Annotated in this window: 20 protein-coding genes; 14 read left to right on the top strand and 6 right to left on the bottom strand. The window is 57.8% G+C overall.

Features of this window, described 5'->3' with window-relative positions; genetic code table 11:
* Positions 1-951 precede the first annotated feature (951 nt).
* The 3 genes from ACN0VL_RS10070 to ACN0VL_RS10060 all read right to left on the bottom strand — a co-directional run bounded on the left by ACN0VL_RS10070 (position 952) and on the right by ACN0VL_RS10060 (position 6,841).
* Positions 952-2,463: an FAD-dependent oxidoreductase gene (locus tag ACN0VL_RS10070; RefSeq protein WP_417616957.1), complete on the bottom strand. Its 1,512-nt coding sequence runs from the start codon at positions 2,461-2,463 to the stop codon at positions 952-954.
* Between the two features lie 329 nt (positions 2,464-2,792).
* Entirely contained in the window at positions 2,793-6,248 is a 3,456-nt protein-coding gene (gene mfd / locus ACN0VL_RS10065) for a transcription-repair coupling factor (protein ID WP_417616955.1), read from the bottom strand.
* Complete coding sequence (locus ACN0VL_RS10060; RefSeq protein WP_417616954.1) at positions 6,245-6,841, bottom strand: PilZ domain-containing protein; 597 nt, start codon at positions 6,839-6,841, stop codon at positions 6,245-6,247. The genes mfd and ACN0VL_RS10060 overlap by 4 nt, the downstream gene beginning before the upstream one ends.
* 68 nt (positions 6,842-6,909) lie before the next feature.
* On the opposite strand from ACN0VL_RS10060, the gene ACN0VL_RS10055 reads away from it, so the two are divergent.
* Genes ACN0VL_RS10055 through lolE form a run of 3 tightly spaced genes read left to right on the top strand, consistent with a single transcriptional unit; the run spans position 6,910 to position 10,113 of the window.
* Positions 6,910-8,121 (top strand): lipoprotein-releasing ABC transporter permease subunit, encoded by a 1,212-nt coding sequence (locus ACN0VL_RS10055; RefSeq protein ID WP_417616952.1) that lies wholly within the window; start codon positions 6,910-6,912, stop codon positions 8,119-8,121.
* Entirely contained in the window at positions 8,114-8,872 is a 759-nt protein-coding gene (lolD, locus tag ACN0VL_RS10050; RefSeq protein ID WP_417616950.1) for a lipoprotein-releasing ABC transporter ATP-binding protein LolD, read from the top strand. Before ACN0VL_RS10055 ends, lolD begins: the two co-directional genes overlap by 8 nt.
* On the top strand, positions 8,872-10,113 hold the full coding sequence (lolE, locus tag ACN0VL_RS10045; protein ID WP_417616948.1) for a lipoprotein-releasing ABC transporter permease subunit LolE: 1,242 nt from the start codon (positions 8,872-8,874) through the stop codon (positions 10,111-10,113). The genes lolD and lolE overlap by 1 nt, the downstream gene beginning before the upstream one ends.
* A 241-nt stretch (positions 10,114-10,354) precedes the next feature.
* Here the strand turns inward: lolE and ACN0VL_RS10040 are convergent, their stop codons facing one another.
* Together ACN0VL_RS10040 and ACN0VL_RS10035 are read right to left on the bottom strand one after the other, a co-directional pair.
* On the bottom strand, positions 10,355-10,849 hold the full coding sequence (locus ACN0VL_RS10040) for a DUF2062 domain-containing protein (protein ID WP_417616946.1): 495 nt from the start codon (positions 10,847-10,849) through the stop codon (positions 10,355-10,357).
* On the bottom strand, positions 10,846-11,361 hold the full coding sequence (locus ACN0VL_RS10035; RefSeq protein WP_417616945.1) for a DUF2062 domain-containing protein: 516 nt from the start codon (positions 11,359-11,361) through the stop codon (positions 10,846-10,848). Before ACN0VL_RS10035 ends, ACN0VL_RS10040 begins: the two co-directional genes overlap by 4 nt.
* A 72-nt stretch (positions 11,362-11,433) precedes the next feature.
* Between ACN0VL_RS10035 and ACN0VL_RS10030 the strand changes: the two genes are divergently transcribed.
* The 6 genes from ACN0VL_RS10030 to fbp all read left to right on the top strand — a co-directional run bounded on the left by ACN0VL_RS10030 (position 11,434) and on the right by fbp (position 18,391).
* Positions 11,434-13,578 (top strand): DNA internalization-related competence protein ComEC/Rec2, encoded by a 2,145-nt coding sequence (locus tag ACN0VL_RS10030; RefSeq protein WP_417616943.1) that lies wholly within the window; start codon positions 11,434-11,436, stop codon positions 13,576-13,578.
* 27 nt (positions 13,579-13,605) lie between these two features.
* Positions 13,606-15,357 carry a lipid A ABC transporter ATP-binding protein/permease MsbA gene (gene msbA / locus ACN0VL_RS10025; protein WP_417616941.1) on the top strand — a complete coding sequence of 584 codons (1,752 nt, stop codon included), beginning with the start codon at positions 13,606-13,608 and terminating at the stop codon, positions 15,355-15,357.
* Positions 15,357-16,328 carry a tetraacyldisaccharide 4'-kinase gene (lpxK, locus tag ACN0VL_RS10020; protein ID WP_417616939.1) on the top strand — a complete coding sequence of 324 codons (972 nt, stop codon included), beginning with the start codon at positions 15,357-15,359 and terminating at the stop codon, positions 16,326-16,328. The genes msbA and lpxK overlap by 1 nt, the downstream gene beginning before the upstream one ends.
* Entirely contained in the window at positions 16,318-16,506 is a 189-nt protein-coding gene (locus ACN0VL_RS10015) for a Trm112 family protein (RefSeq protein ID WP_188629502.1), read from the top strand. The genes lpxK and ACN0VL_RS10015 overlap by 11 nt, the downstream gene beginning before the upstream one ends.
* Positions 16,503-17,255 carry a 3-deoxy-manno-octulosonate cytidylyltransferase gene (gene kdsB / locus ACN0VL_RS10010; protein ID WP_417616937.1) on the top strand — a complete coding sequence of 251 codons (753 nt, stop codon included), beginning with the start codon at positions 16,503-16,505 and terminating at the stop codon, positions 17,253-17,255. The genes ACN0VL_RS10015 and kdsB overlap by 4 nt, the downstream gene beginning before the upstream one ends.
* Positions 17,256-17,380: 125 nt before the next feature.
* Positions 17,381-18,391, top strand: a complete 1,011-nt coding sequence (fbp, locus tag ACN0VL_RS10005; RefSeq protein ID WP_417616935.1) for a class 1 fructose-bisphosphatase — start codon at positions 17,381-17,383, stop codon at positions 18,389-18,391.
* 238 nt (positions 18,392-18,629) lie between these two features.
* Here fbp and ACN0VL_RS10000 read toward each other — a convergent pair whose 3' ends face one another.
* Positions 18,630-19,916, bottom strand: coding sequence for a citrate synthase (locus ACN0VL_RS10000; protein WP_417616933.1), 1,287 nt, complete (start codon positions 19,914-19,916; stop codon positions 18,630-18,632).
* 409 nt (positions 19,917-20,325) lie between these two features.
* On the opposite strand from ACN0VL_RS10000, the gene sdhC reads away from it, so the two are divergent.
* The 5 genes from sdhC (at position 20,326) to sucA (ending at position 26,463) form a co-directional block, all read left to right on the top strand.
* Complete coding sequence (gene sdhC / locus ACN0VL_RS09995) at positions 20,326-20,715, top strand: succinate dehydrogenase cytochrome b556 subunit (RefSeq protein WP_417616931.1); 390 nt, start codon at positions 20,326-20,328, stop codon at positions 20,713-20,715.
* On the top strand, positions 20,709-21,053 hold the full coding sequence (sdhD, locus tag ACN0VL_RS09990; RefSeq protein ID WP_417616929.1) for a succinate dehydrogenase, hydrophobic membrane anchor protein: 345 nt from the start codon (positions 20,709-20,711) through the stop codon (positions 21,051-21,053). Before sdhC ends, sdhD begins: the two co-directional genes overlap by 7 nt.
* A gap of 1 nt (position 21,054) precedes the next feature.
* Positions 21,055-22,821 (top strand): succinate dehydrogenase flavoprotein subunit, encoded by a 1,767-nt coding sequence (gene sdhA / locus ACN0VL_RS09985; RefSeq protein ID WP_417616928.1) that lies wholly within the window; start codon positions 21,055-21,057, stop codon positions 22,819-22,821.
* 16 nt (positions 22,822-22,837) lie between these two features.
* Entirely contained in the window at positions 22,838-23,554 is a 717-nt protein-coding gene (locus tag ACN0VL_RS09980) for a succinate dehydrogenase iron-sulfur subunit (protein WP_417616926.1), read from the top strand.
* 95 nt (positions 23,555-23,649) lie between these two features.
* On the top strand, positions 23,650-26,463 hold the full coding sequence (gene sucA / locus ACN0VL_RS09975; protein WP_417616924.1) for a 2-oxoglutarate dehydrogenase E1 component: 2,814 nt from the start codon (positions 23,650-23,652) through the stop codon (positions 26,461-26,463).
* Positions 26,464-26,470: the final 7 nt, after the last annotated feature.

Raw genomic sequence — 26,470 nt, 5'->3', positions numbered from 1 at the left:
GATCACCTCGTTCATTAAAACGGGTAATCTACGGTATTAAAAGTGGGCTAAACAGGTGCGGATGCAGTGACGCTTACAAACCACGGACGAAGAGCAACAACATAAATTAAGAATAACTGGACCCCCGCCTTCGCGAGGGTGACGTACCTTTGCGAGGGTGGCGGCCTAAGTGTGATACTGCTGCGAACTTCCTGCCGTCATTCCCGTGCAGACGGGAATCCAGGGCTTGTGGCGCAGAACGGTCAGCCTGCGGGGGTATCTGCAAGGTCACTGGACCCCCGCCTTCGCGAGGGTGACGTTCCTTCGCGAGGATGACGGCAGCGATATGGATCTCAGCCTTCGGTATAAGTGCGTCATTCCCGTGCAGACGGGAATCCAGGGCTGGTGGCGCAGAACGGTCAGCCTGTAGGGGGCCTGCAAAGTCACTGGACCCCCGCCTTCGCGAGGGTGACGGCAATAAGATGGACCCCCGTCCCCGTCCCCGCCTTCGCGGGGATGACGTTCCTTCGCGGGGATGACGTTCCTTCGCGGGGATGACGTTCCTTCGCGAGGGTGACGTACCTTTGCGAGGGTGACGGCCTAAGTGTGATACTGCTGCGAACTTTCTGCCGTCATTCCCGTGCAGACGGGAATCCAGGGCTGGTGGCGCAGAACGGCCAGCCTGTGGGGGTGTCTGCAAGGTCACTGGCTCCCCGTCCCCGCCTTCGCGGGGATGGCGTTCCTTTGTGAGGGTGACGTTCCTTCGCGAGGGTGACGGCCTAAGTCTGAGACTGCTGCGAACTTCCTGCCGTCATTCCCGTGCAGAAGGGAATCCAGGGCTGGTGGCGCAGAACGGCCAGCCTGTGGGGGTGTCTGCAAGGTCACTGGATCCCCGTCCCCGCCTTCGCGGGGATGACGTTCCTGCGCGGGGATGAGGTTCCTTTGTGAGGGTGACGTTCCTTCCACTCCCTGTCAGTTACCCATCCTCAGCGCCAGTGCTTCCGGGTAGCCGCGTTCGTTTGCCAGTTGCACGGCGGTGGTTTCTACCTGCTTTGCGCTGTGCCGGGTGGTAATGGTCAGCTGGGGTGACAGGCGGGGCGCTTGCCCAGTCTGCATATCATCGCGTGGCGGGCAGTCCAGCTTCAGCCAACCCAGGTCGGCCAGTCGTGCCACTATGCGGTCGGCGGCGGTGAGCGCCGAAGAGGCCTTCACGATTTCTACCCGTGCATAATGTGCGCCTTCAAAGGATACATCGGCGGCGCGTAGCGAGGGGTCACTGCCCGGAATTTGCTGGGCGCCAAACAGGGGCTTGCCGCCAACGGTGGCGCTGGCAAAGGCGGGCAGCAAACGCGCCATATGATTAATCGCCTCTTGGGTGCGCGCCTCTATGTCTGTAGTTTGCCAGCCGTGATCCAGCTGTTTTTGATAAGGCAGCGGTAACTGCGGCTGAGCACTCACCGAGCAGCTGGCCACCAGGCCGTTTTTAAACAGTGTGATGCTTTCCGTCATGCCGTGCAGCTGAAACACCCCGTTCGGATACGGCGTTAACTGGGCCATGCCCTTGGGCGTGCCGCGTGGCCCGTGAAAAATCACCTCCGGCCAATCGCCCGTGGTTTTCCAGTGCGCCACATAGGCGGCCTTGTATTCCACCAGGCGCTGGCGACGGTAGCCCGCCATGTCATCCACCAGGCCGGTGCGAAAACCGCAGGCATTCACCAAAAAGTCGACCTTGTGGCTTTGTCGCTGCTCTTGCTCCAGCGGCAGATCTTGCCCGGGGTCGCTCTCGGTATGGATCCGCCAGCCGTCGGACAATTGTTCAAGCTCGGTGGCGCGGGTATTCAGCAGTACCCGGCAATGGGGCGAGTCTTGCAGCGCCAGAGTCGCGGTGGCCGCCATGCGAAACAGGCTCCAGCCGTATTCCTGCACCAGAATAAGCGGAAATTTCAGCAAGTCCGGGTTCAGGTTGTGGGCCAGGGGCACCAGCCAGTCGTCGTGGCTGATTGCTTTTTTGGGCAGCGGGCGCTCGGCCAGGGCAATAAACTGCTCGCGGCTGTAACAGCGATAATAATCTTCCGGTTCGCCCAGCACCTTGTTGGCGGGATCTTCCTCCACCAGCCGTTGATACTCATGTGCCACCTGTTTCAGCCGTGGCAACAAGGCACCCGCATCCCCCGCATCCGAAGTAGGAATGGCAATCACGGTGGGGCGGCGATTAATGCTGTGCGGATAGGCGCGCACCGAGTCGATGGACTGGCGCAACAGCGTCAGGCATTGCTGATCGCTTATTTCGCGATACAGGTTGCCACCCGCGTGTAAATGGCAAATGGGCGGGCCATTAATCAGGCCATTGCTGGCTTCAATCAACAGGGTATTAATGCCTAAATCGGCCAGCCGCAGCGCTGTGGTGGCACCGGCAACACCGCCGCCCAGAATGCCGACGGTAAGCGGTCGTTGTGGGCTGGCTTGGCAAAGATGTGAGTTCATTTATTCTCAAAAACGGGTCAAGGTAAAAACACCGCCGCCCAAGAGAGCAGTGGGCAGCGGGCGACTATGTTTATCCCCTCCCTGGGAACATAAAGCAGTGCTATCGGCTACAGAGCATCAACACCTAAAGAGCTTTTTTTGCCACGGAATCCACGGAAACCACGGAAAAGTTAAGAGAAGAACCAAGAGCAAACTCATTACTTGGTAAGACCTTACAATAAATATGTTCTTGTTTTGTCTTGTTGTTCTTCGTCCGTGGGTTCTGTGGATTCCGTGGCAGATATGGGGTTGGTGTTATGTCGTCCTTTTCACGCTTTCCCCTTCACCCCTCACGGGACCTGGTGCTTGCCGAGTTCGGTGAGCAGATCGTTTATCAGCGCTAAACGGGCCTGGGCATCGTGGCTGGGAATCGCAAAGCGTAGCCTGGTTGGCCCTTCCATTTTGTAGATGCGTGGCTGGCTTTGCAATAGGCCGACCAGGAACATGGGGTCTATGTTGGCGTCTTGCGCAAAGGTAATGCTGCCGCCATTGGCACTGGCGTCGATTTTGTCGATGCCCAATGGGTTGGCCTTGAGCTTGAGCCCCGCCAGCGCCACCAGGTTTTTGGTGGGCTCGGGCAAGAGTCCGAAGCGGTCAATCAGCTCTACCTGCAACTCGCGCAGTGCCGCTTCATCCTCGGCGGTGGCAATGCGCTTGTACATGGACAGCCGCATGTTGACGTCGGGAATGTAATCGTCCGGCAGCAGGGCGGGCAGACGCAGCTCGATGTCGGTTTGGGTGCGCAGCAGTTGTTCCAGTGCCGGCTCTTTACCCGATTGCAGGGCTTTGACTGCTTGCTCCAGCATTTCCATATACAGGCTAAAACCGATGGCGGTGATCTGGCCGCTTTGCTCGTCGCCCAGCAGCTCGCCGGCGCCGCGAATTTCCAGATCGTGGGTGGCCAGGGCAAAACCGGCACCCAGGTCTTCCAGTGCCGAAATGGCCTCCAGCCGCTTCTTGGCATCCGTGGTCATGCGCTTGGGGTGGGGGGTCATCAAATAGGCGTAAGCCTGATGATGAGAACGACCCACACGGCCCCGCAACTGGTGCAGCTGGGCCAGGCCCAGCTTGTCGGCACGGTCCATGATAATGGTGTTGGCCGTGGGCACATCGATACCGGTTTCTATGATGGTGGAGCACAACAGCACGTTATAGCGCTGATGATAAAAATCGCTCATCACCCGCTCCAGCTCGCGCTCGCGCATCTGGCCGTGAGCGATGCCAATTCGCGCCTCGGGCACCAGGGTAGTCAGCAGTTCGGCGGTGTTCTCTATGGTTTGCACTTCGTTGTGCAAGTAATACACCTGACCGCCCCGTTTGAGCTCACGCAAGATGGCTTCGCGAATGGTGGCGGGATCCGACTCGCGAACAAAGGTTTTTACCGCCAGTCGCTTGGCCGGCGGGGTGGCGATAATGGACAGATCGCGCATGCCGCCCATGGCCATGTTCAGGGTACGGGGAATGGGGGTGGCGGTCAGGGTCAGAATGTCCACGTCGGCCCGCAGCGCCTTGATCTGATCTTTCTGGCGCACGCCAAAGCGGTGTTCTTCGTCCACAATCAACAAGCCGAGGTCTTTAAAGCGAATATCCTGGCTTAATAATTTATGAGTCCCGATCACAATATCTATGGTGCCGTCGCTTAATCCGCCCAGCACCTTGTCTTGCTCTTTACCGCTTTTAAAGCGGCTGATCATGTCGATGCGCACCGGCCAGTTGGCAAAGCGGTCTCTAAAGTTGTCGTAATGCTGTTGTGCCAACAGGGTGGTAGGCACCAACACCGCCACCTGTTTGCCGTCATGGACCGCCACAAAGGCGGCGCGCATCGCCACTTCCGTTTTACCAAAGCCCACGTCGCCACATACCAGCCGGTCCATGGCTTTGGGCTGGGTCATGTCGGTGAGCACGGCATTAATGGCGTTCAGCTGATCGTCGGTTTCTTCAAACGGAAAGGCATCGGAAAACTGCCGATAGGCGGCCTTGTCGTGGCTCATGGCCTGGCCGGGCTGGGCGGCACGGCGGGCGTACACATCCAGCAGCTCGGCGGCCACGTCGCGCACCTTTTCCGCGGCTTTGCGTTTGGCCTTGGCCCAGTTCTCGTTGCCGAGTTTGTTCAGGGCGGGGTCGTCGGCACCGCTGTAGCGGCCCACCAGGTGCAGGGCGGTGACCGGCACATACAGCTTGTCGCCGCCGGCGTATTCCAGGGTCAGATATTCCGATCTGAGGCCGCCGGCATCCAGAGTTTGCAGGCCGGTATAACGACCCACGCCGTGATCCAGGTGCACCACCGGCTGGCCAATCGACAGCTCGGCCAGGTTGCGTATTAATGTGTCCGGGCTCAGGCTCTTGGACTTTTCGCGGCGCCGACGCTGAATAACGCGGCCACCCAGCAAGTCGCCTTCGCAAATCAGGGCAAAGCGATCATCCAGAATAAAGCCTTGCGACAGCGGGCCAACCAGCAGGCCTATGGGATCGCTGCCGGCCAGAAACTCGTTCACGCTGTTATAGGGCCAGGGCTTGATGGCGGAGCCGGCAAACAATTCAATCAAGGCTTCGCGCCGACCGGCGGTTTCTACCGAGAACAACACCCGGCCCTTGAACTGGTCACAAAACTGCAGCAAGCGGGTGAGCGGCTCGGCTTTCTGATGTTCCACTTCCAGCTCTGGCAGCGGATGAATGGGCGCATTCAGCCGGTCGCCTTTTTCCAGCACCGGCGTTTGGCTTAACAGCAGTTGCGGCCACTGGTTGAGTTGCTGCAATACCTCACCGGGCTGCAGATACAGCTCGTCGGGCGGCAGCAGCGGGCGCAGGGTGTCGTGACGACGGTCCTCGTAGCGTTCCTGCACATCCTGCCAGAACACATTGGCAGCATCAGACAAATCACCCACGGTCAGCACCAGCAAGCTGTCGGGCAGCGAGTCGAACAGGGTCTGGGTGTGTTCGAAAAACAGCGGAAAATAATGCTCTATGCCGGCCGGAAACTGGCTCTGGCTCACCCTGTGATACAGAGACTCGGGCTCGTTACGCAGCGCAAAGCGTTCGCGGTACTGGCCCCGAAAACGCTCTATGGCAAGGCTGTCGGTAGGAAACTCCCGCGCCGGTAACATGCGAACCTGCGCCACCGTGTCGCGCGAGCGCTGGGTGTCGGGGTCGAAGGGGCGCAGGGTGTCAATTTCATCATCAAAAAAGTCGATGCGATAGGGCTCGTCGGCTCCCATGGGGTAGAGGTCGAGCAGGGCACCACGGGCAGCAAATTCGCCGTGCTCCAATACCTGCTCTACCGCGCGATAGCCGGCGCTTTCCAGCCGGGTGCGCAGGCCGTGCATATCGAGTTTGTCGCCGGTTTTCAGCAGCAGGCTGTTTTGCTCAAGCCAGGCCCGGGGCGGGGTACGCAACATCAGGGTGGTGATGGGGACGATCAGCAGACCCCGTTGCAGCGCCGGTATGCCATACAGGGTTTCGAGCCGTTGGGAGATAATATCCTGGTGCGGCGAAAACTGATCGTAGGGCAGGGTTTCCCAGTCGGGGAACAGCTGCACCGGCAGGGCTTGCCCTGTGGTGGCGTCTTGCTGCAGAAGGTGGCGAACTTCCTGCTCCAGCCGCAAGGCGGTGGGGGTGTCCGGCACCATCAACAGCACCAGTTGTTGCTGCTGTTTGACTTGTTCGGCGATGGCCAGGGCAAGGCTGCTGCCAATCAGTTGCCCCAGGCTGGCCTTGGGTCTGGGAGTGGGGCTGGCTATCTGGATCATGATGTTGTGGGGCCGTCTGGTTGGGCGCGGCGTTCGGCGCGGGCTTTAAGTTGCTTGGCTTGCAGTTGCAGGCTAGCACGAATAAGAGCGTCGCGGTCTTGCTCGCGTAACGCAGTAAAGTGGCAATGATAATGCTCGGGCTCGGACTCTGCCCGCACTTCTCCATAACCATAAACCGCAACCGACAGTTCGGGTAAAAAGAGTTTGAAGCGTACCGTGCAGCCTTCGGCCAGAGGCTGTCGCGATAAAAAGGTAAAACCGCCGCCGCCCAGGCTCAGGGTGTGGTGCCGATCGGCCGGGTCGTCTTCGTTGGCCAGCACATAGCTGAGTACCAGGTCGATTTTGCGCGACTGCAAGTTGATGATCTCGACCAGCTCGCTCGCATGCTCGGCCAGGTTGCGTAGCAGGCGGGCATTATTGGTATCGATGCGGGTCACTTCACTGATAAGCTTGAATGGCGCCGGGATTTCCGCCTCCAAGGTGTCGGCGTCGGGCACGGATTCGCCATCCGCCAGTGGGCACAGGTTAACCTGTGCCCGATAGTCGATGCTGAAATAAGGGTCTGCCATCATTCGCTGCTCTTGTTGCGCCATTCACATACCTTTATTATTCCGCAACTTGCGGGTGAGGTAAAACTCTTTAAAAAACGGATGATTAGACCATGTTTCAACCCCTGACGTTAATGTTGGGCTTACGCTATGCGGGTGCACGGGGCCAGCGTAGCTTTGCTTCTTTTGTATCCGGCTTTTCTACCATAGGTATTTTGCTGGGGGTGGCGGCGCTGATTGTGGTGTCGGCGGTGATGAATGGTTTTGAACAGCAGCTTAAAGATCGCATGCTGGGCGTGCTGCCCCATGCCCTGGTCACCCAGCAGCAGGGCCGACTGGCCGACCCGGAACAATATCAGAGTCTGTTTGCCAACAGCGATGAAGTGCTCGCCAGCGCGCCCTTTATTCGGGCCGAGGCCATGGTGCAGGGGCCCGGCCATATCACCGGCGTCGAGCTGTATGGCATAGACCCCGCCAATAGTCAGGATCAGGTACTGCAAGCCCTGGATGCCCGCACCCGGGAGTATTTTGAATACTTGCCCTATGGCGTGGTGATGGGCTGGAGCGTGGCGCGTTCACTGGGGGTCGAGCCCGGCGACCAGGTACGGGTGACGGTGACCGAAGGCAGTCGCTTTACCCCCCTGGGCCGCGTGCCCAGCCAGCGGTTGTTTACCCTGGTGGGCACCTTTAGCACCGGCACCGACGTCGACCGTCAGCTGATTGTCACGCGCCTGGACGATGCCGCGCGCCTGTTGCGCTATGCTCCGGGCCAGGCATCGGGCCTGCGGTTGTGGCTGGACGATCCCTTTGCGCTGTCTGCCCTGCCCACATTGCCCGAGCCGCTTGTTTATGAAACCTGGCAGCATACCCGGGGCGAGCTGTTTCAGGCGGTGGCAATGGAAAAACGGCTGATGAGTTTTATGCTGGCGCTGATTGTGCTGGTGGCGGCCTTTAATATTCTGTCGGCCATGGTGATGGTGGTGACCGACAAGGAAGCCGAAATTGCCATGCTGAAAACCCTGGGTCTGAGCCGCAGGCGCATTATGACCATTTTCATGATCCAGGGCGGCTTCAGTGGCGTGCTGGGCAGCATTCTGGGCTTTGTGCTGGGAGTCTTGCTCAGCCTGAACCTGGACGCCGTGCTCAATGTCTTGGGCCTGAATTTTTATGGCGCCGCCGGGGGCAGCCAGTTGCCGGTATTACTGTTACCGATGCAGCTGCTTACCGTGTTGTTTTCCACTTTATTATTGTGCGTGTTGGCCAGCCTGTATCCGGCGTGGCGGGCATCGCGCGTTCATCCTGCCGAGGCTCTGCGTTATGAATAACCCGCTGTTAGTGGTTGAAAATTTAACTAAAACTCACCTGGACGGGGCACAGCCGATCACCATACTGGACCGGGTGAGCCTGCAGCTGGCCGCCGGTGAGAGCCTGGCCGTGGTGGGCAGCTCGGGCTCGGGCAAGAGTACCCTGCTGCATTTACTGGGCAGTCTGGATGCGCCCACCAGTGGTCGGGTATTGATAGAAGGCGAAAACCTGCATCAAATGCGCGATCGTGCTCAGGCACGGTTTCGTAATCGGAACATGGGCTTTGTGTATCAGTTTCATCACTTGCTGGGTGAGTTTACCGCGCTGGAAAATGCCGCCATGCCGTTGCTGATTGCCGGCCGGCCGGCGGCCGAGGCCCGAGCCGCCGCCGAAGCCTTGTTAACCCGAGTAGGTCTGGGGCACAGACTGGAGCACAGACCCTCTGCCTTGTCTGGTGGCGAGCGCCAGCGGGTGGCCATCGCGCGGGCGTTGGTGAACAAGCCGCGACTGGTGTTGGCCGACGAGCCCACCGGTAACCTGGATGCCCACAGTGCCGCCGAGGTGTTTGCCTTGCTGGCCGAGCTGCAAAGCGAGCTGGGTACCGGCCTGGTGGTGGTGACACACGATCTGGCACTGGCCGCGCGTCTCGACCGGCAGTGCAGACTGGTGGATGGACGCCTGGTCGACGGCCAGCTGGTCGACGGGCGCTGGTTGACGGATGACGCCCCGCACGCGCCCGTCGGCGTGGGTTCAGTGCAGGAGCAAGCTTGATGTTTCGACCCTTGAGTGTGTTTTGGGGCTGGCGCTTTAGCCGGGCCAAACGGCGCAACCGTTTTATTTCGTTTATCTCGGTGGCCTCTATTGCGGGCATCGCCATTGGCGTGAGTGCGCTGATTCTGGGCCTGTCGGCGATGAACGGCTTTGAGCGCGAGCTGGAAAATCGCATCTTGTCGGTGTTGCCTCATGGTCAACTGACCACCGCCAGAGGGCCGGTGACCCAATGGCAGTCGATGGCGGCCCGGCTGGAGGGGTCTCCCGGCATAGTGGCGGTGTCGCCCGTGGTGCCGCTGGAGGGGTTGCTTAGCCGGGGTAACAAGCTGAAGGCGGTGCAGTTGCAAGGCATCATGCCCGCCGATGAGGCCAGGGTTTCCGAGCTGACACCCTATTTAAACGGTGCCAGTCTGTCGATGTTGCGCCCCGGCGAGCGTGAACTGATTTTGGGCAAGGCCATTACCGATCAACTGGGGCTAACGGTCGGCGACAGCGTGTCGTTATTGCTACCGGCCCCGGGCAGTGAAGGCTTTGGCTCCCCCAAGCGCCATCGGTTTACCTTGGTAGGTATATTGAGTTTGGGCGGCCAGCTCGACAGCGTGCTGGGGTATACCCATTTGCAGGATGCCCAGGAGCTGAAGGACATAGGCGATGCCATTTCGGGCTTTCATTTGCGGGTTAATGAAGTGTTGGCGGCGGATCAGTTAACCATGCACGCGGCCATGGGCATGCCGGTGCCGTTTTACGTGAGCAGCTGGATGGAAAGCCAGGGCAATATCTATCACGACATTCAGTTGGTGCGCACCCTGATGATAGTGGTGCTGCTGCTGGTAATGGCGGTGGCCAGTTTTAATATTGTGTCGACTCTGGTGATGGCGGTGAACGAGAAGAAGGGCGACATTGCCATTCTTAAAACCATGGGTGCCGGCCCCTGGCAAATTCGGGGTGCCTTTGTGGTACAGGGCATGCTGAACGGCATTACCGGCGTCTTTATCGGTGGCTTGCTGGGCGTGTTGCTGGCCACCCGGTTATCGGACTTGGTGGCGGCCATAGAGAGGGTGACCGGACATCGGTTTTTAAATCCGGAAATTTACTTTATCGACTTTATTCCCACCGAGTTCCATTGGGCAGACTTATGGCTGGTGACCGGCTCGGCACTGGTGCTGATTTTTCTGGCCACCGTCTACCCCGCCTGGCGCGCCGGCCAGCTACTGCCCAGGCAATTGCTGGGAGAAGCGTGAAGCGGTAAGCGGTAACACAAACCAAAAAGCGCCGAGCTGATAGCCGGCGCTTTTTTTGTGGTGGTCGTCTTGCTGACGAACGTCACAGCTATCTGTAGCCGCCGCTTTAGCTGGCGGGACTGCGGAGCAGTATGGTGTTTTATCCCGCTGAGACGGGACTGCCAGCTAAAGCGGCAGACTACATAAAACGACAGGTTGTGCAGTTGCCGTCTTCACCCTTCACACCTCACCCTTCACGGCATCAGCGTTGCCGTGCTTTCCAGGCTTTGTGTATTTTGTAGCGCCAGTACAGGCGGGTGAGTAGCCAGCCGAAAAAGGCCGAGGCCAGGCCCAGCAGGAGGGCGCCGGTCAGCAGGGGCCAGATGAAGAGGGTGAAGTCTTGCTCTAAAGACGCATAGCTGAACTCGCGGGCGGGCAGGCCCAGCAGGCGAACGCCCAGCTGATAGGCCAGGTAAAACATGGGCGCTATGGTCAGCGGGTTGTTGACCCACACCATGGCGATGGCGAGGGGCAGGTAGCCGCGTAACCAGATGGCCAGGGCTATGGCCACGAGTGAGTGCAGAGGCAGGGGCAACCAGGCGGCAAACAAACCGGCGGCCATGGCAACGGCAACCGACTGGCGGTTATAGCTCCAGTAGTCGGGGGCGAGTAAACGTTCACCAAACAAGCCCCACAGCCTGTGCTCACGCAGTGCATCCTGACTGGGCATTCTGGAACGTAACCACTGTCGTATCATTCTGCGTTACGCCGTCGTTGTTTCCAGCGCCGGGCGACCGTCCAGCGCCAGAGTCCGTGGATCACCATATAGCCGGTGGCAGAGCTCACTATAGCCATCACCAGACACCCCAGCAAGAAAGGCGGCGCCGCCGAACTCATGGCACTGCCCAGTCCGGACAGGCTGAGCTCGAAGTGTTTGTAGTGATGGGGCCTGTCCAGCAGAAACGAGCCGAGTCGATAGGCAAAGTAAAACATCGGCGGCATGGTCAGCGGGTTGCTTAGCCAGACCAACACGGCAGACAGCGGCAGGTTAACCCGAAACGTCATGGCCAGCAGGGCGGCCAGCACCATTTGAAAGGGCAGGGGTACCCAGGCGCAAAACAGCCCCACGGCAAAGGCGCCGGCGGCCGAGTGTCGGTTCAGGTACCATAAATTGTTGTCGTGCAGCCGGTTGCCCAGCAACCCCAAATATTTATTGTTCTTGATGGTGCCGGGGTCTGGCATCAGGCGTTTTAACGTCTTTTTTGGCATTTGCTTTAAGTCCGCAATACTTATCGGATGGATAAGCCGCTTTTTTCTTTTTGCTTCGGCATGTCAAGTATCATGATTTGGCCCTGGCTCCCCAGCTGGGACTGGTGGATACCACTGGCGTGTCTTGCCGGTATCAGCTGGCAACGAAGGCCGGCGGTGGCGTGCTTATTATTCGGTGTGATCTGGGCGCTATGTTACAGCCATTGGCAACTGAACTGGCTGCAGCAGCCGACTTTATTCGAGCGAACTCAGCTGATTGCCGGCTCCGTGGAGACGGTTCAGCCCGGAGGCCCGGCCGCAAGCAGGCTGATTGTCAGGCTGAAAAGCCTTAATGGTCAAGTACTTTCCCCCCAGCCGCGGGTTTTGTTGTCCTGGTACAGCGAGCAAACGCCGCCTCGGGTGGGGGATCACTTTCAGTCAATCAGCCAGTTGCGCCTGCCTCACGGCCTGCATAATCCGGGCACCTTCGACAGCGCCCGCTGGTTGCTGGGGCAGGGTATTACCGCGCGCGGCAGTGTGGCGGGTACCCTCACCCATCAGCCGTCTGACAACACAAATCGTAGTCGAGTGGTTCGCCATATCAAGGCGATGACGGCGGAGCTGCCCGCTCAGCCCTGGCTGCTGGCATTAAGCATAGGCGAGCGCTCCGGACTGGAGCCCCGGGACTGGGCCATGCTGCGCGGGCTGGGCATTAGCCATTTGTTTGCCATTTCGGGGCTGCATATTGGTTTGGTGGCCGGCCTGGGGTTGCTGGTGGGGCGATTGTTCGGCAACCGCTGGGGGGCGGCCGTTCTGGCGGCGACCCTGGCACTGGGTTATGCCTGGCTGGCGGGTTTTTCGGTACCCACCCAGCGCGCCCTGCTGATGCTGATATTGTGGTTGGGGCTCTATTGCTGGGGCCGCTTCTGGAGCGGGCGGCGCATCTTGTTGCTGACCATGACGCTGCTGCTGGCCGTGCATCCCTGGCTGGCGCTGGATCACGGGTTCTGGTTGTCGGTATTGGCGGTGGCGGCATTATTGGTAACCACCGGCTGGCTGGGCGGGCGACGACTATGGCGCTTGCAACTGGGACTGACTGTTTTGTTGTTACCCCTGGTCATGCTGTTGTTCGGGGGCGTGAGCGGGTTATCGTTACCCGTTAACCTGATATTGATCCCGCTGTTTTCGTTGTTATTGATCCCGCTGTTGCTGCTGGCATCCTTGTTGGTGGTGCCCGTGCCGATGCTGGCCAGTGGGCTATTCGGCCTGTTAAACGCCTTGTTTGAACCCTTGATAGCCGGTCTGCACTGGCTGAACGACAGTGTATCCCCCTGGATCTGGTTATCGGCAAAGGCTCAGGGAATGGGCTTGTTGTTGATGCTGTTGCCGCTGGCACTGTTACCCAAGGCGCGGGGCTTGCTGGTGCTGCCCGGGTGCCTCTTGCTCTGGCAATTGCTCCCCGCGCCCGGCTGGCAGGTGCGGGTGCTGGATGTGGGGCAGGGGTTGTCTGTGCTGGTGACGCAGGGCAGGCAGGCGTTGCTATACGATACCGGCAATCGTTTTAGCTCGGGGTTCAATATGGCCGATGGGGTGATACTGCCCTTGCTGCGCCACCTGGGCATAAAAGAGCTCGACTATCTGGTGATCAGCCATAACGACCAGGATCACAGCGGCAATCGGGATTATCTGGCCCACAGTTTGCCGATCGCTCGGCGCTGGGGAGCCTGGCCCGATGGTCAGCGCTGTCGAACCGGGCAGCAGACGCGCTGGGGGGATCTGACCCTGACCGTGCTGTGGCCAGTAACCGTGACCGGCCACAGTAATAACGACTCTTGTGTGCTGCATATCAGCGACGGCCGACGGTCGCTGTTATTAACCGGCGACATAGAAGCCAGAGCCGAGCAGGCACTGCTGGCCACCGGGCAACCTCTGGCGGCCCAGCTGCTGCTGAGCCCCCATCATGGCAGCAACAGCTCCTCTACCGACGCCTTTAATCAGGCGGTCAACCCCGACTGGGTGGTACATACCGCCGGTTTTGCCAACCGCTGGGGCTTTCCGTCCTCCGAGGTGATGGCACGTTTCAAGCAGCTGGGGGTGAGGCAGGTCATCACCGGGGAACAGGGCATGGTGCACCTGGTGGCAGAGGGTTCGGGTTGGCGTTTAGTGCAGACAAAACGACCCGGAGCCTGGTATCACAAGCTGAATACTTGGTTGAACGGCGCTAAGCCGTTAGAATAGCGCCTTGTTTTTCAAGGTAGAGACCTTATGTCCCAAGATGCACACACATCATCCTGGCCGGTGCTCAAGCGGTTACTGGGTTATGTGAAGGAGCGCAAACTCGGTTTGCTGGTGGCCATTATCGGTATGGCAGGTTATGCGGCCGTGGATACCGCCTTTGTTTACTCCATTAAACCGCTGATTGATGATGGTCTGACCGGCCAGGATCCGGCGGTATTGAAGTGGATGCCGTTGTTTGTGATCGGCATCGTCTTTTTGCGCGGTGTCTGTACCTTTTTATCCGGCTTCTTCATGGCCTGGGTGGGCAACCATGTGGTGATGGCGCTGCAGCAGCAAGTATTCAGCAAGCTGATGACCATGCCGGTGGCCTTTTTTGACCGTCATAACAGCGGTAACTTATTGTCGAAAGTCACCTATGACGCCTCTCAGGTCTCTTCTGCGGCCAGCTCGACCCTGGTGACCCTGGTGCGAGAAGGCGCCACCGTCATCGGTTTGCTGGGCCTGATGTTTTATCACTCCTGGCAATTGTCGCTGATTTTCTTTGTGGTAGGCCCTGTGGTCGGGGTGATGATCGCCATCATCAGCCGACGCTTTCGCCGCTTGAGCCGGGGCATGCAGGATGCCATGGGCAACATTACCAGCAGCACCGAACAGATGCTCAAAGGCCATAAAGAAGTGTTGATGTTCAATGGCCAGCAGGTGGAAGCGGGGCGTTTTCGGCGGGTGAGTAATGCGGTGCGCCAGCAGCACATGAAGATGGTGGCTGCAGACTCTATTGGTACGCCACTGGTACAGGTGATTGCCTCCAGCGCGCTGGCCATACTGCTGTATGTGTCTACCTTCGACAATATTCAGGACCAGCTGACCCCGGGCACCTTTACCGTGATCGTCACCTCCATGATGATGCTGATGCGCCCGCTCAAGAGCCTGACCCAGGTGAATGCCTCCTATCAGCGCGGCATTGCCGCCAGCCAGAGCCTGTTTGCCTTGCTGGACAGCGACGGGGAGCGGGATAATGGCACCCGACCGTTAACCCGGGCACAGGGCCATCTGGAGTTCGACCGGGTCAGCTTTACCTATCCCACCAAGGAGACCCCGGCCTTGAAGGATGTCAGCTTTACCCTGTCTCCCGGCAAGACCATCGCCCTGGTGGGACGCTCCGGCTCGGGCAAGAGTACCATTGCCGGTTTGCTGACCCGTTTTTACGACTACGATGGCGGCGAAATTCGCCTCGATGGCGTCGAGCTGCGCGACTATCGTTTGAGTGACCTGCGCCGGCAGTTTGCGCTGGTATCGCAGCAGGTACACCTGTTTAACGATACCATTGCCAATAACATCGCCTACGCCGCCGAAGGCGAGTACAGCCGCGAGCAAATTATAGCGGCGGCCAAGGTGGCCTATGCCGACGAGTTTATCAACAAGCTGGAGCAGGGTTACGACACAGTGATTGGCGAAAATGGTGCCAGCCTGTCCGGCGGCCAGCGCCAGCGCATTGCCATTGCCAGAGCCTTGTTGCGTGATGCACCGCTGTTGATCCTGGACGAAGCCACCTCGGCGCTGGACACCGAATCGGAGCGCCATATTCAGGCGGCACTGGACGTACTGCGCAAGAACAGAACCGCATTGGTGATTGCGCACCGCTTGTCGACCATTGAAAGTGCCGACGAAATTCTGGTGATTGACGAAGGCCGGGTAGTGGAGCGGGGATCGCACCTTGAACTGCTCGAACAGCAGGGTGCCTATGCCCAGCTGAGAAGCATTCAATATGGCGAGAGCTGATGCAAGCCTGGTATAAAGGCGCCGCCTGGCTGTGGTTGCTGGCGCCCCTAAGTGCGGTGTTTGTCCTGGTCAGCGGTTTGCGCCGCGCCTTGTTTCGCCTTGGGATCAAGCAGCAATACCGGGCACCGGTGCCGGTGATTGTGGTGGGCAACCTGACCGTGGGCGGCAACGGCAAGACACCTGTGGTGGTTTGGCTGGTACAATGGCTGCGCGAGCAGGGCTATACACCGGGCGTGATCAGTCGCGGTTATGGCGGTAACAGCGAGCAATACCCGCTGTTGTTGCAGGCGGATACCCGTTCGGAACAAGCCGGTGACGAGCCGGTGTTGATTTATCGGCGCACGGGCTGCCCCGTGGTGGTGGGGCCAAGACGGGCAGAGGCGGCGGCCCTGCTGGCCGAGGTGGGTGTCGACATCATTATCAGTGACGACGGCTTGCAGCATTATGCGCTGGCGCGGGATATCGAGCTGGTGGTGGTGGACGGCAAGCGTCGTTTCGGTAACGGCTGGTTACTGCCCATGGGCCCGCTGCGCGAGGGCCAGTGGCGGCTGAATACAGTGGATGCCATCATTAACAATGGTGGGCCCGTCCGGAGTGGCGAACATCTTATGAGCCTGCGGCCGGGAACCTTGCAGCCGGTCTCTCACCCGTCCGGGCAGCAGGAAGCCCCTGCAGCGGGAACCCGGGTGCATGCGCTGGCCGGCATTGGCCATCCCCCGCGCTTTTTTACTACCCTGGAGCAGCTGGGGTTTGTTGTAGAGCAGCGGCTGGCGCTGGCCGATCACAAGGCGGTGGTACCCGGGCAACTGGATGATTTACAATCGGCCCCTTTGCTGATCACCGAAAAAGATGCGGTCAAGTGGCCCGGAGGCCACCCCGATACCTGGTATTTGCCGGTAGATGCGCAATTGCCAGTGGCGTTTGAACATGTGCTTTTAACTCGACTTAAGGAACTACACGATGGCGATTGACGCTAAACTGGTGGAAATTATTGCCTGTCCGGTCTGCAAGGGAAAGCTGCAGCTGGACCGTGCTCATAACGAATTGGTGTGTCGTTTCGACAGACTGGCTTACCCGATTACCGAAAACATTCCGGTATTACTGGAAAACCGGGCCCGCAAGCTGAGCCTGGACGAGTTGCCCGCATGAGCTTCGTGGTTGTTATTCCCGCCCGCTTTAGTTCAACCCGACTGCCCGGCAAGCCGCTGGCCGACATTCACGGTAAACCCATGATTTTGTGGGTGGCAGAGCAGGCACAAAAAAGTGCTGCGCTGCGGGTGGTGGTGGCCACCGACGATACCCGTATTCGTGATGCCCTGGCCGACACCGGCGTGGAAGTGTGCATGACGGGCTCACACCATGAGTCGGGGACCGAACGACTGGCGGAGGTGGTAGAGCGCCTCGCGCTGGCAGCCGATGAAATAGTGGTGAATGTGCAGGGTGACGAGCCCTTGCTGCCTCCGGCCCTGGTGGACCAGGTTGCCAGCTTGCTGGCCAACAGCGCGGCCCCCATGGCGACCCTGGCGACGCCCCTCGAGCATGTCGAGCAACTGCACGACCCCAACGTGGTCAAGGTAGTCGGCAATGCCCATGGTCAGGCCCTGTATTTCAGCCGTTCTGGCGTGCCTTTCGATCGGGACGGCATGGCGGCAGGCACACCCGACTTAAGCCACTGTCGGCGTCATATTGGTATTTATGCCTATCGGGCAGGCTTTATTCAACATTACCTGGAATTGCCGGTCAGTCCGTTGGAGCAGCTGGAAAAACTGGAACAGCTAAGAGTGCTGTGGCACGGCGAGACCATTGCCCTGGCCGATGCCTGTGAAGTACCGCTGCCGGGGGTGGATACACCGGCCGATCTGGAGGCGGTGCGCCAGCGACTGGCTCCCGGGCAGTAACAGGCAGCAATAAAGAGCAAGTCATGCGGCATGACTGATAATGAATTTTGTAATAAAAATGAACAGGGTGTATTTGCCCTGAAATTATGGCGGCTAACGTCTCAAGAAAACGATTGAGGAAGATTATGATTACCCTGGGTGAATACATCATCAAGAACCAAGCTGAATACCCCAGCGCCAGTGGCGAGTTGACCTCGCTGCTGTCTTCTATCCGTCGCGCCGCCAAGGTGGTAAACCGGGAAATTAACCGCGCCGGCCTGGTGACCGATATTATTGGTGGCAGCAACGGCAGCGAAAACGTACAGGGCGAAACACAGCAGAAACTGGATGTGTTTGCCAATGACGTCTTTAAAGCGGCATTAGAGGCCCGTGGCGAGGTGTGTGGCATTGCCTCTGAAGAAGAAGACCACTTTGTGGGCTTTGCTGACGATCGCCAGTGCAACGCCAAATACGTGGTGTTGATGGACCCGCTCGATGGCTCTTCCAATATCGACGTCAACGTGTCGGTAGGGACTATTTTCTCGATTTACCGTCGCGTTAGCGAGCCAGGCCAGCCGGTGACCATGGATGACTTCCTGCAGCCCGGTGTTAACCAGGTGGCCGCAGGCTACGTGGTGTATGGCTCTTCTACCATGCTGGTGTATACCACGGGGAATGGCGTACATGGCTTTACCTATGATCCGACTCTGGGGTCGTTCTGTCTGTCCCATGAGAACATCCGCATTCCCGAGCAAGGCAAGATTTACTCGATCAACGAAGGTAACTACATCAAGTTCCCCGAAGGCGTGAAGAAGTACCTCAAGTTCTGCCAGGAAAAAGACGAAGCCACCAACCGCCCTTATACCTCACGCTATATCGGCTCTCTGGTGTCTGATTTCCATCGCAATATGCTCAAGGGCGGCATTTATATTTATCCGTCCGGCACCAGCTCGCCCAATGGCAAACTGCGCCTGTTGTATGAGTGTAATCCGCTGGCATTCATGGCCGAGCAGGCCGGTGGCAAGGCGACCGATGGTTTCCGCCGTATCATGGAAATCAAGCCTACCGAACTGCACCAGCGTACCCCGTACTTTGTCGGCTCCAGCAAAATGGTCGACAAGGCCGGCGAGCTGATGACCGAGTACTCCGCCGAGTAAACTCGTATCTGCGTGGTCCAATGAATTGGACCCTACAAAACACCGAATCTGTTTAAGGTTCGGTGTTTTTGCTTGTGCCGTATGAAAATATCGGCGGCGCCGGTACCAACATGCTGCGCCTCACGCCTCACGCCTCACGCTTCACGCCTCACGCCTCACGCCTCACGCTTCACAGAAACAAAAAAGGCCGGCATATGATGCCGGCCTTTTGCTGTTTAGCGGTGACGCTTAACGGCGGTTATTTTGCTACCTGAGTGTTGAACTCACGCTCGGCAGCGCCGGTGTACAGCTGGCGTGGACGACCGATCTTCTGCTTGGGATCAGACATCATTTCGTTCCAGTGTGACATCCAGCCCACGGTGCGGGACAGTGCAAAAATCACGGTGAACATGCTGGTCGGAATACCGATGGCCTTCAGGATGATGCCTGAATAGAAGTCGACATTCGGGTACAGCTGGCGCTCGACGAAGTAGGGGTCTGACAGCGCGATGCGCTCCAGCTCCATGGCTACATCCAGCAGCGGATCTTCAATCTTGAGATCGTCCAGCACTTCGTGACAGGTTTCACGCATCACCTTGGCGCGCGGGTCGAAGTTCTTGTAGACCCGGTGGCCGAAGCCCATCAGACGGAAAGGATCGTCCTTGTCCTTGGCACGCTCGATAAACTCGGGAATGCGGTCTACGGAACCGATCTCTTCCAGCATCATCAGGCAGGCTTCGTTGGCGCCGCCATGAGCCGGCCCCCACAGGGAAGCGATACCGGCGGCAATACAGGCGAACGGGTTGGCACCACTGGAGCCTGCCAGACGCACGGTCGAGGTTGAGGCGTTCTGCTCGTGATCCGCATGCAGGGTGAAGATGCGGTCCATGGCGCGTTCAACAATCGGGTTGACCTTGTACTCTTCGCAGGGCACGGCAAACATCATTTGCAGGAAGTTGCCGGCGTAGCTCAAGTCATTGCGCGGATAGATAAATGGCTGACCAATAGAATATTTATAAGCCATGGCCGAAATGGTCGGCAGCTTGGCAATCATTCTGTGGGCGGCAATTTCCCGGTGTCTCTGATCATGAATATCCATGGGATCATGATAGAAAGCCGACAGACCGGCGATTACACCGCATACGATGGCCATGGGGTGGGCGTCACGGCGGTAGCCCTTGAAGAAGGACGACAGCTGTTCGTGCACCATGGTGTGGCGCATGATGGTGCCTCGGAACTCCTCGAACTGCTTGGCAGTCGGGGCTTCTCCGTAAAGCAGCAGGTAGCAGACTTCAAGGTAGTTGGCTTGTTGCGCCAGTTGTTCGATAGGGTAGCCGCGGTACAGCAAAATACCCTGGTCGCCATCGATATAGGTAATGTCGGACTGGCAGGACGCCGTGGCCATAAAGCCAGGGTCATAGGTGAAGTATCCACTTGAGCCCAGAGAGCTGATGTCGATTACATCGTAGCCGGCAGTGCCTGAGGTAATGGGAAGCTCGATAGGCTCCTTACCTGGCAAATGTAGAGTGGCCTTTTGGTCAGCCATAGCACGTCTCCTTCACTTTTTTTATAATAGGTCCGCAGGTAAGTATTTTTACACAGTTTAAGTGAATGTTTAACTACTAATGCTTCCTGTGGTGCGGGCATATTTGAAACAGAACTGGGGGGTAATGTCAATTTACCTCGTTCTGGCTGGCAGCAACAGTGCCCGTAGTGCGATCGGCTTTACAGATTTGTCATTTGCCTCTAACACCACGTTGTAATTGTTTTTTGCCCTTAATATACTGGCGGCGAGGGTATATGGAGCAGTTGTGGAATGTTGCAAACAACGAGGGAGGAGTTTTGGCTGTCTTCGTGCGACCTGGTTTCGACCAATATTTGCTTTCAACACCCGCATTCCTAATATCCGGGCTATGTCTATCTAAAACAATAACTAACGTGCTCAATGGAGCCAAGTGGGCAAGACCGTGACTAAAAAACAGAGACCTGTAAACCTCGATCTACGGACTATTCGCCAACCTGTCGCTGCAATCGCTTCTATCCTGCACCGGGTTTCCGGCATCATCACACTGTTCGCACTCGCCATCCTGCTATGGCTGCTAAGCTATTCGCTCTCTTCGCAAGACGGATTCTTGGCGGTAGTGGATATAATCGACGGCTTTTTTGTCTGGTTTATCCTGTGGGGGATTTTGACTGCGCTGGCCTATCACGTAGTGGGTGGCATTCGTCATCTCATTATGGACATGGGCTACTGTGAAGAACTGGAGTCAGGAGCACTAAGCGCCAAGGTGGCACTGGGTGTGACTGCGGTGTTGTCGCTGCTAGCGGGGATAATGGTATGGTAACTAATTCTGCAAGCTTCGGCCGCAGTGGCGTACACGACTTTGTGCTGATACGCGTCACCGCGGTCATCATGACCTTATACATCCTGTATCTGGTAGGGTTTATCGCCTTTAACGACATAACTTATGACGTGTGGACGGGTTTTTTCGCTAAAACCTTTACCAAGGTGTTTACGCTACTGGCGCTGCTGGGGGTGTTGATTCACGCCTGGATTGGCGCCTGGCAGGTACTCTCCGATTATGTGAAGTGCGCCATGTTGCGTGGTGCTGCACAGGCTGGAGTAGTGGTGTTACTGCTGGTTTATGTATTGACCGGTATCGTCGTACTGTGGGGTGTATAAGGTGACAATTACCATTCGCGAATTTGACGCCGTAGTAATCGGCGCCGGCGGTGCAGGCATGCGTGCCGCACTACAAATAGCCGAGTCGGGCAAAAGCTGTGCGCTTTTATCCAAAGTATTTCCAACTCGTTCACATACCGTATCGGCTCAGGGCGGCATTACCGTTGCGCTGGGCAATGCCCACGACGATAACTGGGAATGGCACATGTACGATACCGTCAAGGGTTCCGATTATATCGGTGACCAGGACGCCATCGAATTCATGTGTCAGAGCGGCCCCGAGGCCATTCTTGAATTAGAGCAAATGGGCCTGCCATTTTCTCGTTTCGACAACGGCAAGGTCTACCAGCGTCCCTTCGGCGGCCAGTCCAAGGCCTTCGGTGGTGAACAGGCGGCGCGTACCGCGGCCGCTTCCGACCGTACCGGTCACGCCCTGCTGCACACCCTGTACCAGCAAAACGTCAAGCACAAGACCACGGTATTCTCCGAGTGGTATGCGCTGGATCTGGTGAAAAACCAGGACGGCGACGTGGTTGGTTGTACCGCCATCGACATCGAAACCGGTGAGCTGGTGTACTTCAAGGCCAAGGCGACCATTCTCGCCACCGGCGGTGCCGGTCGTATCTTCCAGTCCACCACCAACGCGCACATCAACACCGGTGACGGCGTGGGTATGGCCCTGCGTGCCGGCGTGCCGCTGCAGGACATGGAAATGTGGCAGTTCCACCCCACCGGTATTGCCGGCGCGGGTACCCTGGTGACCGAAGGTTGCCGCGGTGAAGGCGGTTATCTGCTGAACAAAGACGGCGAGCGCTTCATGGAGCGTTATGCGCCCAACGCCAAAGATCTGGCCGGTCGTGACGTGGTTGCTCGTTCCATGATGATCGAGATCCGTGAAGGCCGCGGCTGCGATGGCCCCTGGGGTCCGCACATCAAGCTGAAGCTGGATCACCTGGGCAAAGAAGTACTCGAGTCCCGTCTGCCTGGCGTCTGTGAGCTGTCGCGCACCTTCGCCCACGTGGATCCGGTCAAAGAGCCGATTCCGGTTATTCCTACCTGTCACTACATGATGGGCGGCGTGCCGACCAACGTGAACGGCCAGGCGCTGAGCGTGGATGCCGATGGTAACGACGTGCCGGTGAAAGGCCTGTTTGCCGTTGGCGAAATTGCCTGCGTATCGGTGCACGGTGCCAACCGTCTGGGCGGCAACTCGCTACTGGATCTGGTGGTATTCGGTCGTGCCGTGGGTCGTCACCTGGTGGAAGCGCTGCACGAACTGAGCGACGTCAAAGACGCTACCCCTGCGGACATAGATGCGGCCATGGCCCGTTATAACCGTTGGGAAAATAACCGCGACGGCGAAGATCCGGCACAAATCAAGAAAGACCTGCAAGAATGCATGCAGCACAACTTCTCGGTATTCCGCGAAGGTGATGCCATGGCAGCCGGTTTGGCCGAGCTGAAGAAAATTCGCGAACGCCTCAAGAATGCCCGTCTGGACGACACCAGCCGTGACTTCAACACCCAGCGTATCGAGTGCCTGGAGCTGGATAACCTGATGGAAACGGCCTACGCCACTGCAGTAGCGGCCAACTTCCGTACCGAAAGTCGTGGTGCTCACTCCCGATTCGATTACCCGGATCGTGATGATGAAAACTGGTTATGCCATTCCTTGTACAGCCCTGAAACCGAGTCCATGAGCACACGGCCCGTGAATCTGTCACCGAATCTTCGTGAAGCATTCGAGCCAAAAGCGCGGACTTATTAAGGGGAGGGGATTAAAGATGCAAGTTACTATTTCAGTTTATCGTTACAATCCAGAAACCGACGCCAAGCCGCACATGAAAGACTATCGGCTGGAAGTCTCCGAAGGCTCCGACATGATGGTGCTGGATGCGCTGTTGGCATTGAAAGAGCAGGATCCGACGCTGTCGTTTCGTCGCTCGTGCCGCGAAGGGGTCTGTGGCTCCGATGGCATGAACATGAACGGCAAGAACGGACTGGCCTGTATCACGCCCTTGTCCGATCTGATCAAGCAGGGCAATAAAGTGGTGATCCGGCCCTTGCCCGGTCTGCCGGTAGTGCGCGACCTGGTCATCGACATGACACAGTTCTACACCCAGTGGGAAAAGGTCAAACCCTTCCTGATTGCCGATGAAAAACTGCCGCCTGCGCGGGAACATCTGCAGTCACCGGAAGAGCGAGACAAGCTGGATGGGTTGTACGAGTGTATTTTGTGTGCCTGCTGCTCGACTTCCTGCCCGTCTTTCTGGTGGAACCCTGATAAGTTTATCGGTCCCGCCGGCTTGCTGGCCGCCTATCGCTGGCTGGCCGACAGCCGCGACACGGCTACCGATGAACGACTGGCCAGCATGGAAGACTCCTTTAGTGTGTTCCGTTGCCATGGCATAATGAACTGCGTGGATGTTTGCCCTAAAGGACTAAATCCAACCAAAGCGATTGGTAGCATTAAATCCATGTTATTAAAGCGGGCAGTGTAATCGCTCGCTAGATAATTCGCCGCCCACCTGGGCGGCGTTGTTAACTCGACGACCAAACGACAGCAGCCCTGTCGAGACGTTATAAAGGGATAAAGATGCACAATGGCGTTATGCAAGCCTGGCTGGAATCTTCTTACCTGGCCGGTGCCAATGCGACCTATGTAGAAGACCTTTACGAGGCTTACCTTGCTGATCCTGAATCGGTTCCCGAGCAATGGCAAACCGTGTTCAACGAGCTGCCAGCGCAAGAAGAGAACGTTCAAGACCAGCCTCATTCGCAAGTCAGAGATTATTTTCGCCGTCTTGCCAAAGACACCTCTCGCTACGCGACCCCGGTTAGTGACCCCCATACGGATGCCAAGCAGGTTAAAGTTCTGCAGCTGATTAACGCCTATCGATTCCGTGGCCATCAGAATGCAAACCTCGACCCGCTCAACCTGTGGGAGCGCAAAGTGGTGGCCGAGCTGGATCCGGCTTTTCACAACCTGACCGGTTCTGATCTGGACGCTACCTTCAACGTGGGTTCCTACGCCATTGGCCAGGAAACCATGAAGCTGAAAGACCTGGTTGCGGCCCTCAAAAAGACCTACTGCGGCTCTGTGGGTGCAGAATACATGCACATTACCAGCACCCGCGAAAAGCGTTGGATTCAGAGCCAGCTCGAGCCTGTAGTGGGCGAGCCCAAATTCAGTAAAGAAGACAAGCTGCGCTTTCTGGAAAGCCTGAACGCTGCCGAAGGCCTGGAAAAATACCTGGGTGCCAAGTTCCCCGGCGCCAAGCGCTTCTCGCTGGAAGGCGGTGATGCCCTGATCCCCATGACCAAAGAGCTGATCCGTCGCTTTGGTGAAAACGGTGGTCAGGAAGTCGTGATCGGCATGGCACACCGTGGCCGTCTGAACATGCTGGTCAACGTACTGGGCAAGCGTCCGCAAGACTTGTTTGATGCCTTTGCCGGCAAATACGAGACCGAAAGCTCCGGTGACGTGAAATACCACATGGGCTTCAGCTCCGACTTTGACACCCCGGGCGGCAGCGTGCATCTGGCGCTGGCGTTCAACCCCTCACACCTTGAGATCGTTAACCCCGTGGTTATCGGCTCGGTGCGTGCCCGCATGGATCGTCTGGACAACCCGGATGGTCGTCAGGTGTTGCCGATTACCATTCACGGTGACTCGGCCTTTGCCGGTCAGGGTGTAGTGGCAGAAACTTTCAACATGTCGCTGACCCGTGGTTACGGCGTGGGCGGCACCGTGCGTATCGTGGTGAACAACCAGGTGGGCTTTACTACCTCCAACCCCAGAGATACGCGCTCTACCGAATACTGTACCGACATCGCCAAAATGGTACAGGCACCGATTTTCCACGTGAATGCCGATGATCCGGAAGCCGTGGTACAGGTGACGCAGCTGGCGCTGGATTATCGTAACGAGTTTGGTCGCGACGTGGTGATCGACTTGGTTTGTTATCGTCGTCATGGCCATAACGAAGCCGATGAGCCGAGTGCAACCCAGCCACTGATGTACCAGAAGATCAAGAAGCATCCTACGCCGCGCAAGATTTATGCCGACAAGCTGATTGCCAATGGCACTATTTCCGCTGAAGACACCACCGTCATGATCAACGAATATCGCGATGCCCTGGATGGCGGCGAATGCGTGGTGAAAGAGTGGCGTTCAATGGAAAAAGTCACCGTTGACTGGTCCCCGTATCTGGGCCACGAGTGGGACATGGCCTATGACGACAGCTACGAGCTCGACAAGCTGAAAGACCTGGCCGAGCGCGTGACCTCCTACCCCGAGAGCCACAGCCTGCAGCGTCAGGTTGGCAAGATTTACAATGACCGCAAGCTGATGGCCAAGGGCGAAAAGCTGGCGGACTGGGGTTTTGCCGAAGTGCTGGCCTACGCCACCCTGTGCGATAACGGCTATGAAGTCCGTTTGACCGGTCAGGATTCGGGTCGGGGTACCTTCTTCCACCGCCATGCGGTGCTGCACAACCAGAACGATGCCAGTACCTATACGCCACTTTGCCACTTGTCTGACAACCAGGGCCAGTTCCAGGTGTATGACTCGGTATTAAGTGAAGAAGCGGTCATGGCCTTTGAATACGGCTATGCCACCGCCGAGCCGGACGGACTGACCGTGTGGGAAGCCCAGTTTGGTGACTTTGCCAACGGTGCCCAGGTGGTCATTGACCAGTTCTTGAGCTCGGGTGAGCAGAAGTGGGGCCGCATGTGTGGTTTGACCCTGCTGTTGCCACACGGCTACGAAGGCCAGGGCCCGGAGCACTCGAGTGCCCGCCTGGAGCGTTATCTGCAGCTGTGCGCCGAGCACAACATGCAGGTCGTCACTCCGACGACACCGGCTCAGGTATTCCACATGATCCGCCGTCAGGTATTGCGCCCCATGCGTCGACCGCTGGTGGTGATGTCGCCCAAGTCATTGTTGCGCCATCCGCTGGCCGTATCCGACCTGGAAACCCTGGCAAACGGGACTTTCCAGAACGCGATTGGCGAAATAGATGATCTGGATCCCAAAGGCGTGAAGCGTGTGGTGCTGTGCTCGGGCAAGGTGTATTACGATTTGCTGGATGCAAGACGCAAGAACGAGCAAACGGATGTGGCCATTATTCGAATCGAGCAGTTGTATCCCTTCCCTCAGGAAGAAGTGGCTGCAATTCTGGAAGATTATCAGCACGTCACCGATTTTGCCTGGTGTCAGGAAGAGCCACAGAACCAGGGCGCCTGGTACTGTAGCCAACACCACTTCCGCGCGGCTATTCCCGAGGGAGCCAGTTTGCGCTATACCGGACGTGCAGCTTCGGCTTCACCGGCGGTAGGTTATACCTCTGTTCACTTACAACAACAAAAAGCGTTGGTCGAAGACGCACTGACGCCGACTCAAGCTTAACGCACAA

The organism is Oceanisphaera sp. (genome assembly GCF_048268965.1).
In the GTDB taxonomy this organism is placed as follows: Bacteria; Pseudomonadota; Gammaproteobacteria; order Enterobacterales; family Aeromonadaceae; genus Oceanimonas.
The sequence above is the reverse complement of the archived record's forward strand: the minus strand, read 5'-3'. Positions and strand labels throughout refer to the sequence as shown.

Coding starts and splice junctions, on each gene's coding strand:
- ACN0VL_RS09980 (WP_417616926.1), top strand. CDS start 22,838: ATGCAAGTTACTATTTCAGTTTATCGTTACAATCCAGAAACCGACGCC.
- sdhD (WP_417616929.1), top strand. CDS start 20,709: ATGGTAACTAATTCTGCAAGCTTCGGCCGCAGTGGCGTACACGACTTT.
- msbA (WP_417616941.1), top strand. CDS start 13,606: ATGTCCCAAGATGCACACACATCATCCTGGCCGGTGCTCAAGCGGTTA.
- lpxK (WP_417616939.1), top strand. CDS start 15,357: ATGCAAGCCTGGTATAAAGGCGCCGCCTGGCTGTGGTTGCTGGCGCCC.
- ACN0VL_RS10035 (WP_417616945.1), bottom strand. CDS start 11,361: ATGCCAAAAAAGACGTTAAAACGCCTGATGCCAGACCCCGGCACCATC.
- ACN0VL_RS10000 (WP_417616933.1), bottom strand. CDS start 19,916: ATGGCTGACCAAAAGGCCACTCTACATTTGCCAGGTAAGGAGCCTATC.
- ACN0VL_RS10055 (WP_417616952.1), top strand. CDS start 6,910: ATGTTTCAACCCCTGACGTTAATGTTGGGCTTACGCTATGCGGGTGCA.
- lolD (WP_417616950.1), top strand. CDS start 8,114: ATGAATAACCCGCTGTTAGTGGTTGAAAATTTAACTAAAACTCACCTG.
- ACN0VL_RS10060 (WP_417616954.1), bottom strand. CDS start 6,841: ATGGCGCAACAAGAGCAGCGAATGATGGCAGACCCTTATTTCAGCATC.
- sucA (WP_417616924.1), top strand. CDS start 23,650: ATGCACAATGGCGTTATGCAAGCCTGGCTGGAATCTTCTTACCTGGCC.
- ACN0VL_RS10070 (WP_417616957.1), bottom strand. CDS start 2,463: ATGAACTCACATCTTTGCCAAGCCAGCCCACAACGACCGCTTACCGTC.
- ACN0VL_RS10030 (WP_417616943.1), top strand. CDS start 11,434: ATGATTTGGCCCTGGCTCCCCAGCTGGGACTGGTGGATACCACTGGCG.
- lolE (WP_417616948.1), top strand. CDS start 8,872: ATGTTTCGACCCTTGAGTGTGTTTTGGGGCTGGCGCTTTAGCCGGGCC.
- fbp (WP_417616935.1), top strand. CDS start 17,381: ATGATTACCCTGGGTGAATACATCATCAAGAACCAAGCTGAATACCCC.
- mfd (WP_417616955.1), bottom strand. CDS start 6,248: ATGATCCAGATAGCCAGCCCCACTCCCAGACCCAAGGCCAGCCTGGGG.
- kdsB (WP_417616937.1), top strand. CDS start 16,503: ATGAGCTTCGTGGTTGTTATTCCCGCCCGCTTTAGTTCAACCCGACTG.
- ACN0VL_RS10015 (WP_188629502.1), top strand. CDS start 16,318: ATGGCGATTGACGCTAAACTGGTGGAAATTATTGCCTGTCCGGTCTGC.
- ACN0VL_RS10040 (WP_417616946.1), bottom strand. CDS start 10,849: ATGATACGACAGTGGTTACGTTCCAGAATGCCCAGTCAGGATGCACTG.